This window comes from Neisseria sp. S1 (assembly GCF_048060015.1).
GTDB lineage: Bacteria > Pseudomonadota > Gammaproteobacteria > Burkholderiales > Neisseriaceae > Neisseria > Neisseria arctica.
Genome location: NZ_JBLUPI010000003.1, coordinates 18409 through 32452, shown reverse-complemented (window position 1 = coordinate 32452; position 14044 = coordinate 18409). Strand labels below are relative to the sequence as shown.

Annotated in this window: 12 protein-coding genes and 2 tRNA genes; 4 read left to right on the top strand and 10 right to left on the bottom strand. The window is 47.5% G+C overall.

What is annotated here, in order from left to right:
* From ACEPPX_RS02995 to mraZ, 9 genes are all read right to left on the bottom strand, one after another.
* Positions 1–486: a group II truncated hemoglobin gene (locus tag ACEPPX_RS02995; RefSeq protein WP_416623007.1), complete on the bottom strand. Its 486-nt coding sequence runs from the start codon at positions 484–486 to the stop codon at positions 1–3.
* A 26-nt stretch (positions 487–512) separates the two neighbouring features.
* Complete coding sequence (mraY, locus tag ACEPPX_RS02990) at positions 513–1595, bottom strand: phospho-N-acetylmuramoyl-pentapeptide-transferase (protein ID WP_047760946.1); 1083 nt, start codon at positions 1593–1595, stop codon at positions 513–515.
* 174 nt (positions 1596–1769) lie between these two features.
* Entirely contained in the window at positions 1770–3131 is a 1362-nt protein-coding gene (locus ACEPPX_RS02985) for a UDP-N-acetylmuramoyl-tripeptide--D-alanyl-D-alanine ligase (RefSeq protein WP_416622888.1), read from the bottom strand.
* Between the two features lie 85 nt (positions 3132–3216).
* Positions 3217–3612, bottom strand: a complete 396-nt coding sequence (locus tag ACEPPX_RS02980; protein WP_416622887.1) for a DUF6979 family protein — start codon at positions 3610–3612, stop codon at positions 3217–3219.
* A gap of 219 nt (positions 3613–3831) precedes the next feature.
* Entirely contained in the window at positions 3832–5322 is a 1491-nt protein-coding gene (locus ACEPPX_RS02975) for a UDP-N-acetylmuramoyl-L-alanyl-D-glutamate--2,6-diaminopimelate ligase (protein ID WP_416622886.1), read from the bottom strand.
* 13 nt (positions 5323–5335) lie between these two features.
* A complete protein-coding gene (locus ACEPPX_RS02970; protein ID WP_416622885.1) occupies positions 5336–7090 on the bottom strand; it encodes a peptidoglycan D,D-transpeptidase FtsI family protein in 1755 nt (584 codons plus the stop codon).
* A 22-nt stretch (positions 7091–7112) separates the two neighbouring features.
* Positions 7113–7376, bottom strand: a complete 264-nt coding sequence (ftsL, locus tag ACEPPX_RS02965) for a cell division protein FtsL (protein WP_416622884.1) — start codon at positions 7374–7376, stop codon at positions 7113–7115.
* 70 nt (positions 7377–7446) lie between these two features.
* Positions 7447–8415, bottom strand: coding sequence for a 16S rRNA (cytosine(1402)-N(4))-methyltransferase RsmH (gene rsmH, locus ACEPPX_RS02960; RefSeq protein WP_047760951.1), 969 nt, complete (start codon positions 8413–8415; stop codon positions 7447–7449).
* The gene (mraZ, locus tag ACEPPX_RS02955) at positions 8412–8867 is read right to left on the bottom strand and encodes a division/cell wall cluster transcriptional repressor MraZ (protein WP_416622883.1); all 456 of its coding nucleotides are present in this window, start codon (positions 8865–8867) and stop codon (positions 8412–8414) included. The genes rsmH and mraZ overlap by 4 nt, the downstream gene beginning before the upstream one ends.
* Positions 8868–9185: 318 nt before the next feature.
* On the opposite strand from mraZ, the gene ACEPPX_RS02950 reads away from it, so the two are divergent.
* The 3 genes from ACEPPX_RS02950 (at position 9186) to ACEPPX_RS02940 (ending at position 10642) form a co-directional block, all read left to right on the top strand.
* Entirely contained in the window at positions 9186–10334 is a 1149-nt protein-coding gene (locus ACEPPX_RS02950) for a class I SAM-dependent methyltransferase (protein ID WP_416622882.1), read from the top strand.
* A 148-nt stretch (positions 10335–10482) separates the two neighbouring features.
* Positions 10483–10559 (top strand) — tRNA-Met (locus tag ACEPPX_RS02945).
* Between the two features lie 7 nt (positions 10560–10566).
* Positions 10567–10642 (top strand) — tRNA-Ala (locus tag ACEPPX_RS02940).
* Positions 10643–10978: 336 nt separating this feature from the next.
* Here the strand turns inward: ACEPPX_RS02940 and ACEPPX_RS02935 are convergent.
* Positions 10979–12751, bottom strand: coding sequence for an extracellular solute-binding protein (locus ACEPPX_RS02935; RefSeq protein WP_416622881.1), 1773 nt, complete (start codon positions 12749–12751; stop codon positions 10979–10981).
* A gap of 249 nt (positions 12752–13000) precedes the next feature.
* Between ACEPPX_RS02935 and fabI the strand changes: the two genes are divergently transcribed.
* Positions 13001–13792: an enoyl-ACP reductase FabI gene (fabI, locus tag ACEPPX_RS02930; RefSeq protein ID WP_416622880.1), complete on the top strand. Its 792-nt coding sequence runs from the start codon at positions 13001–13003 to the stop codon at positions 13790–13792.
* The last annotated feature ends 252 nt before the right edge of the window (positions 13793–14044 follow it).

Here is a 14044-nt window from a genome sequence, read left to right as displayed (position 1 = left end):
TCAGCGGGCCGTCTGAAAATAGTTACGGACACCGTATGCATGCAAAACCCCAACCAACTCCGGCAATCTTGCACGGACATCGGCTGCCATAGGGGACTGCGGCGGTGCATATTGAGGTTCGTTTTGATTGCGCATCCAATCGCCCAGCACAAACAAATTCAACAACAACGGCTCGGCCAGCTTTTCGGCAACGGCCAGCTCCTCCAAAGCCTGTGCGAAACAAGCTATCCATTCGTTACGCAATCGAAGGGTAACGGCAAAAGGAAAGTGCCGCTGCCGCAAACGCGGATGGCCATACTGCTGCTGATACAGATCGGGACCGCCCAACCAACCGCTTAAAAACTTGAACAAACGATCACGTGCATAATCCAGTGTTTCAGCATGAATATCGCGTAAATCCCGATATTGGGGTTCCAAATCCATCAAGTCGTAGAAGCGTTCGACAATAGCCCCCACACAGGCTTCACCGCCCAATGCTTCATACATACCGCCCTCTGCCATCTGTATTTCCTTTAGCGGATTTTAAGCGTACTCAAACCTACCAACACCAAAATCATAGTAATAATCCAAAAACGCACCACTACTTGGGTTTCTTTCCAACCCTTTTGCTCATAGTGGTGATGGATCGGCGCCATCAGGAAAATACGTTTTTTACGGGTTTTATACGACCCCACCTGCAGCATGACCGACAACGCTTCTACCACAAACAAACCGCCCATGATAAACAATACGATTTCCTGCCGCACAATCACGGCCACCGTACCGAGTGCCGCACCTAATGCCAAAGCACCGACATCACCCATAAATACTTGCGCAGGATAAGCGTTGAACCACAAGAAACCCAAACATGCACCGCACATCGCCGCACAGAATATCACTACTTCATTGGCACCAACCACATGCGGCAATTGCAGGTATTGGGCAAATTGAGCATGGCCGGAAGCATAAGCAAAAATGGCCAGCCCGGCAGCCACTAACACTACGGGGAAGGCGGCCAAACCGTCCAAGCCATCGGTTAGATTAACCGCATTAGAAGTGCCAACAATCACAAAATAAGTCAGCACCACAAAACCGATACCGCCTAACGGATAAGCAATTTGTTTGAAAAAAGGCACAATAAACGCACTGCTGGCACTTAACTCGGCGAAATAAAACAGAAAAATACCCGCCGCCAACGCAACAACAGACTGCCATACCATTTTGAATCTGCCCGATACGCCGTTGGGATCTTTATAAACGACTTTGCGCCAGTCGTCATAAAAACCCAATGCGCCTGTGGAAAGCAACACCACCAGCAAAATCCAAATATAAGGATTTGCCCAATTGCCCCACAACAGAGTTGATACGGTGATGGCGGTTAATATCAAAGAACCGCCCATAGTAGGCGTACCGTTTTTAACCAAATGGGTTTGCGGCCCGTCGGTTCGCACAGCTTGGCCCACTTTCAACGCCGTTAGCTTACGGATTGTCCACGGCCCCAGCAGCAAAGAAAAAACCAAAGAGGTTAATGCTGCCATCACCGCACGGAATGTGGTGTATTGGAATACATTCAGCGCTGAAAACCAATCGCTGAAATGCGCTAACCATAAAAACATCAGGACTTCCTTTTCATGAAACTTACGGTTCCTACGAACCTGTTTTCGTAATGATTGCCGACAGCAGTTTGCCGGCCGCCGCACTTTTTCGGTTTGCTATCGCTGCGCAAACCCAGCGGCTAAAAATACCTCTTTGACCACAGCTTTCCAACCAAAGAGGCTTTCTGAAAACTATTAAATATCGGCCAACAATGCCGATACCACTTCTTCCATTTTCATAAAGCGCGAGCCTTTTACCAATACATTCGCTTCTTGAGGCAAGTCATGCACCAAAACTTGAATCAAAGGATCTTTTGCGGCAAACCACAAACCGTTGGCTCCGAATGCCTCCGCAGCATGCGCACTCTCATTACCTAAGAAATAAGCGGTCTCAATACCTTTGGCTGATGCGTACTCTCCTACTTCGCGATGCATACGGGCGGCTTCGTTTTCCCCCAGTTCGCCCATATCGCCCATTACGAAAATACGCGGAGCCGGCAAGCCCGCCAACACATCCAGCGCAGCTTTCATACTATCGGGATTAGCATTATAGGTATCGTCTAAAACCGTAGCCTGCCGGATACCGGCTTTGATTTGTAAGCGCCCTTTGATATTGGCAAAACCTGCCAAACCTTCGGCAATCTGAGCCAGCTCCAAGCCGGCGGAGGCCGCCAACGCAGCAGCGGCCACGGCATTATGTACATTATGAAGACCCGGTACCGGCAATTTTACCGCTGCCCGCTGCTCATCGCGCACCAAGTCGAACTCGCACGACAAAGGCATGATTTTAATATTTTCGGCATGTATTTCACCTTTTTGCACACCGAAAGTTTGTTTTCTCAAACAGGCGGCAGCCTCTGCAAATACTTCCGCATTAGCGTCTTCACAAGGAATCAGTGCCAGCCCATCAGCCGCCACGCCTTGGTAAATCTCGCTTTTAGCCTTGGCAATATCCCCCACACCGTTAAAACCGCAACCAACATGCGCACGCAGGGCGTTATTTACCAATGCGGTATCCGGTTCGGCAATACGCGTGAGCAGAGCCAGTTCTCCGAAATGGTTCATTCCCATTTCAATAACGGCGTAGCGGTGCTGTTCATTTAGCTTTAGCAGCGTTAGCGGCAAGCCGATATGGTTGTTGAAATTACCGGCGGTCGCCAATACTGCATCCTCGCCGAACGCGTGTCGCAACACCGAAGCCAGCATCTCTTTGACCGTGGTTTTACCGCTTGATCCCGTAATACCGAATACAAACGGATCAACATACACGCGCCAAGCATGCGCCAACGTTTGCAGTGCCTGCAAAGTGTCGGTAACTTTCAGCGTTTGAGGTAATGCGGCACAATCTTCACGTGACACCACTGCCGCCAGCGCACCTTTGGCCAATACGTCGGCTACAAAATCATGCGCATCAAAACGCTCGCCCGCCAAGGCAAAAAACACATCGCCGCTTTGGATATCGCGGCTGTCGGTAACGATACGTTTTACCTGCTTGTTTTCAACGGTAAGCGGCAAATCCAACGCCTTACAAATAAAGTGTAAATCTAAAGATTTCATATTCTTCTAACTTTTATAATTTTTCAGACGGCCTTTGAAAATAAAGGAAGGCCGTCTTGAAGATATCATTCCAACTTCACAGTATTTATTTCTCAATAAGATCATTCACCCATAACGCCAGCACAACATCCATTTGCTCGTTTTCCTCTTTCGCTTCACCTACCGACTGATCCCATAAGGCTTTCTTGTTACCTACCAAATTCGGATTTTGCTTTAATAATTTGACTGCCTTAATAGCATATGAGCTATTTATAGACTCCAGCTGAGCCTCCGGTTCTCCTTTAATACCTTTAATTAGCCCTGTTTTACATAAACCGAAAAATGCATGCTTCGGGCAGCTTTTCTTTTGCATAGTACCTTTGTCGCTAAAATATTTAGCTGCATTCGCCCATGCTTCTTCACAAGACTTCCCATCAGAAATAATCAACTCAACTGCTTCTAAAGCAATTTTCCCATACAGGTTAATTTTAGTTCCATTCATTGTGTCCAATTTTCCGCCTCAAAATTATCCGAAATAATCTTTTTTATATCACCCATCTAACAAAAAACATTATGTGCAATATCTAGAATACCGCCCTACTGGCGGATAAACGGATAAGGATTCGCTGCACCTGAAGCAGTATAAATACCATAATGCAAATGCGGAGGTGTTCCTTTTGCATTTCCACTATAGCCGGCATAACCGATAATTGTGCATGCCTTAATCCACTGATGACTCAGCTTCAACTAATGCTTCACCCGCCACTTCAAAATCTGAAAAATGATGCTTTTGGCCCTGAATATCCTGATAAGTTTCATGCCCTTTACCGGCAATCAGAATAATGTCTTGCGGTGCGGCATTTGATACCGCATATTCAATGGCGCGGCGACGGTCTGGCTCTATCAAAACGGGGGCTGCTACGGCCGGTAAAATATCGTTGATAATATCTTGCGGCTCTTCCATTCTCGGATTGTCGCTGGTTACCACCACACAATCGCTTCCTGCCGCAGCGGCAGCGCCCATCAACGGGCGTTTGCCGCGGTCTCGATTGCCTCCGCAGCCGAACACGCACCAAAGTTTGGCATCTTGCGTTTTGATTTCATTCAACGTAGCCAATGCTTTTTCGAGTGCATCAGGTGTATGGGCATAATCCACTACTACCAAAGGCTTGCCCGGCTGCATGATGCAGTCCATACGGCCGGTTGCGGGTCGGATTTGTGCCAATACCTGCAATACTTTTTCAAGCGGGTAACCGTTGACACACAACAGGCCGACACAAGCTGCCAGATTCTGCGCATTAAAACGCCCTAAAAGCCGGGTGCTAATCGCTCCGCTACCCCACGGTGTTTCCAAACCAACCGACATGCCGTCTGAAGAAGCGGTAAAGCTGCTGATACGGATATCGGCTTGAGAACTAAAACCGTAACTGTAAACAGCCAAATCAGGGCAGTCTTTTTTCAGACGGCCTACTAATTGCGCGCCGTATTCATCGTCAATATTGATAACGGCATGCTGCAAGCCCTGCCAATAAAACAAGCGAACTTTGGTTTCTCCGTATTCGGCCATTGAGCCGTGATAATCCAAATGGTCACGCGTAAGATTGGTAAAGATGGCGGTTTTAAACGGTACGCCATTAACACGGAATTGGTCTAAGCCATGGCTGGACACTTCCATAGCCACGTTTTTAGCCCCTTGGCCAATAAAACGATGCAATAGGGTTTGCACGGATACGGGATCGGGTGTGGTATGGGTGGTCTCTTCAAGCTCGCCCCAAAAACCGTTACCGACCGTACCGATAACGGCTGTCGGTTCGCCCAGCAAACTGCCCGCTTGTGCCAACCACTGGCTGATAGAGGTTTTGCCGTTAGTACCGGTAACGCCCCATACGCAAAGGCCGGTTGAAAAATTACCATACACTGTAGCAGCCAATATACCTGCCCGATTTTTTAAATCTTTAATCCCTTGGTTGGGAACGGCATATTCAGACGGCCATGTAAACGTACCGTCATCATCCCAAAAAACAAAAGCTGCTCCGTTGGCAATAGCTGCCGGAATAAATTGGCGTCCGTCGGTATATTCACCTTGGCAGGCAACAAAGATATCACCCGGCTTGATTTTACGGCTGTCTGAATGCAACAAACGCCCTGCTGCGTTTTGACACAGCAAGGACGGCAAGTCGGCTTCAGCAAGAGGAGTAAGTCGACTAAACATGAAATTTCCTACACTAGGGTTTTACGGAAGCCTGCACCACCGGTATTTCTTTTAAGGGTTTGGTGGGCGGTACGCCGAGAATATTCAAGCTGCCTGCCATTATGTTTTTAAACACGGGGCCGGCAACCACGCCGCCGTAGTAACCGTTTACGCTCGGTTCGTCAATATTGACGGCGACAATGACACGTGGATTCGCAGCCGGAGCAAAACCAATAAACGTACCCATATGCTTGTTGTCGACATAACGGCCATTTACCAGTTTACGTGCCGTACCGGTTTTAGCCGCAACATCAAAGCCGTCAACCGCACCGGCAGTACCCGTGCCACCTTTTTCAGTGACCGATACCATAATTTTACGAACAGCAGCGGCGGTTTCCGGTTTGATAATTTGCTCGCCTTTCGGAGGCGCGACCTGTTTTTCAAAGCTTACGGGTAATAATTTTCCGTCACTGGTCAATACGGTATACGCACGAGCCAGCTGCAACAAACTTAATTGCAAACCGTAACCGAACGACATCGTCGCCTGTTCGATAGGACGCCAGTTTTGCCATTTCCTCAGCAAACCCGCAGTTTCTCCCGGGAAACCCGAGTGCATACGCTGACCAATGCCCAGACTACTGTAAAACGCATGCATTTCCTCAGGTTTGAACATGGCCGACAATTTGCTGGTACCCACATTTGAAGATTTCTGCATGATTCCGCGCACATCAAGCGACGGATAAACATGGGTATCGCGTACAGTGGCCGGGCCAATCTTATACGGACTGGTATTAAACCAAGTATTGACACTTACCTTGCCCGAGTCCAACGCTTTAGCTATTGGGAAAGGTTTCATAGCCGAACCCGGCTCAATCATATCTGTAACAGCGCGGTTGCGGCGTTGCTCGCTATCTGCCTGACCGGGCTGGTTGGGGTCGTAAGCAGGGCTGTTAACCAAAGCGAGAATTTCGCCTGTTTGAGCATCCAAAACCACAACACTGCCGGCTTTGGCACGATGGTAGGCAATAGCTTTATTTAATTCGTCATAAGCTAAAGTTTGAATACGTTGGTCCAGCGACATAACCATATCATGGCCATTTTTCGGCTCACGGTTACGGGGGGAATCAAGGCTATCGACAATATTGCCTTTATTGTCACGCAAAACCACCTTTGCGCCATCCTCACCGCGCAAGTCGTCTTCACGCGCCAATTCCAAACCCTCTTGGCCCTTGCCGTCGATATTGGTAAAACCGATCACATGGGCGAACAAGTTACCCATCGGATAATGGCGTTTTGATTCTTTTTGGAAAGCTAAGCCTTTGATACCCAAAGCGGCAACTTTATCCGCAGTTTCCTTGCTGAGCTGGCGTTTCAAATAGATAAAATCTTTGTCTTTACGTGAAAGGCGCTCTTCAATAGTTGCAACAGGCATATCAATTAATGCCGCCAACGCTTCTAATTTATCGTGCTCCGGCATAGCATCCATACCGGAAGGCACTGCGTAAAGTGATTCGGTCGGAGCACTTAATGCTAAAGTGGCGCCATTACGGTCACTAATCGTCCCGCGAGAAGCAGGCAATGACAAAGTACGCACAAACCGCTGATCTCCCTGATTTTTTAGGAAATCATGCTGGCTGGTTTGCAGATAAACCCCCCGTCCGATCAAGGCCGTAAAAGCTAAACCCAAGCCAAGCAGTACAATGGCAATCCGCCCGTTGGTCGTAACAGGCTTATTACCTTTCTGCTGTTTGGGCAGCATTTTCGGCTTGTATTCGTTTTTAATCAACATAACAACTTCTCGTTTTTGAATCTTATGGTTTTATTTCAATGATCTTAGTATCTGTTACACCGGGCGGATGTAAATTCTGCCGCTCGGCAGCCTCCTTGATCAGCTGATGGTTGGACAGCTTGGCCTGTTTCAACTTCAGCCGTGCAAATTCCTGCTCCAACTGAATTTCCTGTTTTTGAGCCTTATCCAAAGCAATAAAATGCCGGCGTGAATAATCCTGTACCGTCACCGCACCAATCCCGGACAATAAAGTTATTACCAGCAACACAACATTCAATTTATTCATATATTTATTTTCAGACGGCCTACTAAGATACATCTTCATCCATGTCTGTTTCGTAATCTGTATTGTTCAGCTATCTTTCAAAAGCATTCCCGAAGATACCGCCCGTTCTTTCTGCTACACGCAAAACCGCCGAACGCGAACGTGGATTAACCGTAATCTCCTCATTACCCGGTTTGATCGCTTTACCAACTAAAGCTAGCGGCGGAACGGGAAGATCCGCCTCCCTAACAGCCGCCCATTTAGGCAGAGGAGCATGCTGGGCATGCTGCTTCATAAATTGTTTGACGATACGGTCTTCCAAGGAATGGAAGGCAATTACTGCCAACCGCCCTCCTTCGTTCAACCTGGATACGACTTGTGGTAAAACTTCTTTTACTTCTTCAAGCTCACGGTTGATGAAAATCCGAACGGCTTGAAATGTCCGCGTCGCCGGGTCTTGTCCACGCTCACGAGTACGGACGTTTTGCGCCACGAGCTGCGCCAACTTACGGGTTGTATCGATAGGCTCTTCTTCGCGCTGCGACACAATGGCACGCGCGATCTGACGACTAAACCGCTCTTCACCATAATTTTTAATTACCTCGTGTATTTCCTGCTCAGTCGCAACTGCCAACCATTGGGCAGCCGACATACCCCGCGTGGGATCCATACGCATATCCAAAGGCGCATCAAAACGGAAGCTAAAACCGCGCCCACCATCATCAATCTGTGGAGACGATATACCCAGATCAAACAAAGCCCCGTCGATTTTCTCTATACCTAAAGCATCCAAGGCCGTCTGAAACGTTGCAAAACCGTCGTGCACCACACTAACGCGTTTATCTTCGGCCGCCAGTGCATGGGCTACCGCAATCGCCTGGGGATCTTTATCAAACACCACCAAGCGCCCGCCTTCACCAAGCTTCGACAAAATCAACTTGGAGTGTCCTCCCCTGCCGAATGTTCCGTCGACATATACACCATTTTCACGGATCGCCAGCGCATCAACCGCTTCGTGCAACAATACGGTGATATGGCAATACGGCTCTGTTTTGCTCATAGCTGTAAATCCGTTGTACTCAATTCAAAAGCCAGCTCGTCGGGATCAATATCCAAAGCCTGATTCATCTCAGCTTCCCAATGTGCACGCCCCCACAACTCCATACGGTTGGCACGGCCGACCAAAGTTACCTCTTTATCAAAATCCACACGACGGCGCAGATTAGCCGGCAGCAGCACACGACCCGCACCGTCCAACTCCAGCGTATCGGCATTATGCAACAATAAATTCTGATACAGCTGCAATGTCGGTTTTCCGGCCACTTTCATATTTAGCAGCTGGCGGGCAACGCTTTCCCACTCCTGCTCGGGATACATCAACAAGCGGTGTCGCGAATCTAAAGTGGCCACTATAGCCGGAGTGTAGCGGCGCAGCAGCAGCTCGCGGAATTTGGCAGGAATCGCCAACCGCCCTTTGCTATCTATGCTCAACTCATGAACGCCGCCAAACACTTTAATAAATCTCTCCGTTTAATTTGGGAAGAAGATGCACTTTGACACACAATACCCCACATAGCGACACTATATGAAATTTCCACAATACGGTCAAATTACCAATTTACAAAAAACAAACGGCCAGACAAGCACTTACCCCGATAAAAAAAGGGCCGCTCCTACTCAAAGAGCTTGCCCTATAATAAATAAATACAATATTTAGTATTGCAAACTTATATTTAGCACTACATAAGCTTTATCCCTACTGCTACACCACACCATATCAAGCAAGATATAATATATCCGCCACTTTTAAAATTTTACATATTCTAACAAATGTCAAATACACTTCCTCCCGCATCTGCAACAGCCCTTGCCGCTAGCCAAGCCCTCACTACCCATATCCGTGAAGACATCTGCCGCAATCAAGGTTGGATTCCATTTTCCCGCTTTATGGAAATGGCACTCTACACGCCTCTATATGGCTATTACACAGGCGGTGCCCATAAAATCGGCCCGGCCGGCGACTTCATTACCGCGCCCACACTCTCCCCGCTCTTCGGGCAAGCCATAGCAAAACAGTTGCAGGCTTTATTGCCTCAAACCGACGGTAACATTTATGAATTCGGCGCGGGGACAGGTGCTTTAGCCGCTACATTGCTGCAAAACCTTTCAGACGGCCTGAAAAATTATTACATTATTGAAGTCTCACCTGAGCTGGCCGATCGTCAGCGCCAATACATCACTGAAACCGTTCCTCCCGAAGCTGCGGCCAAAGTCTACCATCTAAGCACCTTACCCGAACAATTCAACGGTATCATTATCGGAAACGAAGTACTGGATGCCATACCGTGCGAAGTCGTACGACATGACCCGGATGGCTTCAAACAAATGGGGGTTTCTTGCGAAAACGATCATTTCGAATGGCAACCCCGCCCGCTACCCGAATTCTTGCGCGCAGCGGCCGCCAATTATTTTCCCGAACAAATATATCCGTACACCAGCGAATTGCATCCAGCCCAATACGCATTCACCCACACTATTGGTCAAAAGCTCAAGCGGGGAGCGGTGATTTTTATCGACTATGGCTTCGATGCCGCCCAGTATTACCACCCTCAAAGACAACAAGGCACCTTGATCGGTCACTACCGACATCACACCATACATGACCCTTTCTTTCACATAGGCCTGACCGACCTGACCGCCCATGTCAACTTTACCGATATCGCCCAAGCAGGAACCGACGCAGGTATGGACTTAATCGGCTACACCACCCAAGCAAGCTTTCTACTCAACCTCAACATCACCAGCTTACTAGAAAATACCGATCCTTCCTCCGCCGACTATATCCGCCATGCGGCAACCCTCCATAAGCTAATAGGCCAACATGAAATGGGAGAATTATTTAAAGTTATCGCTTTCGGGCGTGATATTGATCCTGACTGGCAAGGATTTTCCCACGGAGATATCTGCCACAAGCTTTAGCTCCTCATAAGCCCCACTATTCAGCAATATTGCAAGCCACAACATTAAAATGAATTTATTCCGATAAAAATCAAATACAAAAGATTTACCTTAAAAAAATATTTTGACAAAAAAACCGTGCAACAGTATATTATGCGCTTCATCAGTTGGCGAATTAGCTCAGTCGGTTAGAGCAGAGGAATCATAATCCTTGTGTCCGGGGTTCGAATCCCTGATTCGCCACCAAAATTTCGGGGGTATAGCTCAGTTGGTAGAGCGCTTGCATGGCATGCAAGAGGTCAGCGGTTCGATCCCGCTTACCTCCACCATGAAATAAAAAAATCCGACTATTTTAAAGTCGGATTTTTTTATTTCATGGAGTTTTTAGATTCATCCAAATAAAGAAAAACACCACAGCCATATTCTTTAATTCATAATCCCTAAAAAAATCCTTATCAAAAAATTTATACAATAAAACCGTATCTGAAAAATTAATCATTAATGGCTGCAAATAATCAACCATTTCATGCATTTGCCAACAATCCGAGATCCTTTCCGCCATTATTCCATCCAAACCTAAACAATGCCGTCTGAAATATTCAGACGGCATTGTTTGTTCTTCGACCAATCAAGAAAAGCTGTATTTGCCGTATTTAATTTATAACCTAACGAACCCATCCTGTTTCTAACATCAAGCTCATTGCACTGTAATATTTAGGTAAATTTTCCGGTATATGCAAATTATTACGGTAAATAACCCTATGTTGTCTACTGTACCAATTGGGTACCAAAATATATTGATGACGAATAATCCTATCAAGAGCCTTTGCGGCCACCGTTAACTCTTCCCGGCTAGTAAAGCCGGTAAACTTCGGCAGCAAAGCCTCAATAGCCGGATCACACACACCTGCCCAATTGCGGCTGCCCGGTGTTTTGGCTGCCTCACAACTAAAGTAATTAAATTGTTCATTGCCCGGACTCTCACTATTAGAATAGACCACAATCGTCATATCGTAATCAAAATCATCCAATCTTTTTTGATAGACAGCCGAATCAACTACACGCACATTCAAACGTATACCAATTTTTGCCAAGTCCCGCTGCCACTTAGCAGTGATACGCTCATATGTTTTACTGGGCGTCAGAAACTCGATAACCAAGGGTTTGCCCGCATCATCCACCAACGCACCATTGAGGTAACGGTAACCCGCCTTATTCAATAAGGCACGGGCCTTTAGTAAGTTAGGACGAACACCCAATACAGGGTCGGCTACAGGCGGCTGCGGTACATCTTCCTCAAATACGGTTGCGGGTAGTTTGCCGCGTATTTCGTCAAGCAAAGCAAGCTCCCTACCCTGCGGCCTACCGTCCGCCGCCATTAAGCTATTGGTAAACAAACTGTTGCTTCGCTGGTAGAGACCGTAAAAAAGACGTGTATTGATACTTTCAAAATCAAAACTCTCTACCAATGCCTGCCTTACCAAAAGATTATCAAACGGCTTTCGGCGTTGATTCATGACAAAACCCTGAATTCCGGCAGTATTATTATGTATCCACTCATATTTCTGAAGATGACGTTTGGCCAACAGATTTTCAGGATAGGTACGAGCCCAATTCCTAGCCACAGTTTCCTGCACAAAGTCATAACGTCCGCCTTTGATGCCTTCAATACGCACACTGTCATCACGGTAATAACGCAAACGCACAGTATCAAAATTAAACATACCTTTGCGTGTTGGCAAATCTTTGGCCCAATAATCGGCATCACGCCTGAACTCACTCATACGACCGGCATCCGTACGGGCCAGGCGGTAAGGCCCCGAACCGATCGGCACAGTATTCGGTGCTGCGGCCAATCCTTTCGGATAGCTTTTATGAGAAAATACCGGCAATTCGCCCAATATCATATGCAGCTCGGCATTGCGCCGCTTAAAACGGAAAACTACCGTGCGCAGTGCAGGCGTTTCAACAGAAGCCACATCCGCCCAATAAAATTTATATATCGGCACGGCAGCCTTGTCACGGGTAAGTGTATTAAAAGAAAATGCTACATCTTTAGCTAATACGGGGTCGCCGTTATGAAAACGGGCTTTAGGATTGATTTTGAAAGTAACCGAAAGGCCGTCTGAAGCCAGACGGATATCCTCTGCCAACAAACCATACATTGCAAACGGCTCGTCATAACTTTTTACCATCAGCTGATCCAACGTCAGCATAGCCACCCCGGCTTCCCTATCTCCTTTTAAAGTAAAAGGATTCAAGGTATCGAACCCACCAGGCATCGGCAAGGTCAGCGTACCTCCCTTAGGTGCCGCAGGGTTAACATATGCAAAATGGCGGAAACCTTCCGGATACGCCGCAGGCTCTCCCAAACCTACACCGTGTAAGGCATGGGCGACAACAGGCCAAAGCAACAATAAAGCGCAAAATTTTTTCATACTCACACCACCGTCTTCAGACGGCCTTATTGTAACCACAATACCTTTGATATGCGCACACTTCCTATACCTTTCGCTTTCAACCTGCCTTCGCCAACCTTACGTTCGAAATGTACAAAACAAATAGTACTGCTGTGACAAGAAGGCCCCGCATCGGTGAAAAACTTTTGTTTTCTATACTGAAACCGCGGCTTTTGCTATAATGCCGCGTTTAACGTAATAGCAAAACCACTATCTAAGGACAAAAACATGGGCTTTTTGCAAGGTAAAAAAATCCTGATTACCGGCATGATCTCTGAACGTTCCATCGCCTACGGCATTGCCAAAGCATGCTACGACCAAGGCGCAGAGCTTGCCTTTACTTACGTTGTAGACAAACTCGAAGAGCGCGTGCGCAAAATGGCGGCAGAGCTGGGTTCCGAGCTGGTATTCCGTTGCGACGTACAAAGTGATGAAGAAATCGCCCAAACCTTCACCGATTTAGCCAAAGTATGGGACGGCCTTGACGGCTTGGTACACTCTATCGGCTTTGCTCCGCGCGAGGCACTCAACGGCGATTTTCTCGACAGCATCAGCCGTGAAGCATTCAATATCGCCCACGAAGTATCCGCCTACAGTCTGCCCGCTTTAGCTAAAGCCGCACGCCCGATGATGCAAGGCCGAAAAGGTTCGATTGTGGCCCTCTCCTATTTGGGCGCCGTTCGTGCTATTCCGAACTACAACGTTATGGGCATGGCAAAAGCCAGCCTAGAAGCAGGCATCCGCTTTACCGCTGCCTGTTTGGGTAAAGAAGGCATCCGCTGCAACGGTATTTCTGCCGGCCCGATCAAAACACTGGCAGCATCCGGCATTGCCGACTTTAGCAAACTGCTGGCTCATGTTGCCTCTCATAATCCGCTCGGCCGAAATGTTACCATCGAAGAGGTCGGCAATACGGCTGCCTTCCTGTTATCGGATCTTTCTTCCGGCATTACCGGCGAAATCACCTATGTAGACGGCGGCTACAGCATCAATGCGCTGAACGACGACGATACCGAATAATCCTTTCTATCAACGGAAAATCTTCGCAATACCATAAAGGCCGTCTGAACAATATTTTGCAAAGTGCAACTTTTTTGCATCATAGTATTTTCAGACGGCTGATTTTTATGCCCGAGCGGAACAAAATAATGTTTTATGCATCAAACATACAAATTTTAACCCACTGTTTACAGTAAAACCGTTAAGATGAGAACTGAAAGATAGTTACAGTCGGCATCTACACGCCGCACTGAAAAGCTTTTACCTAATTAA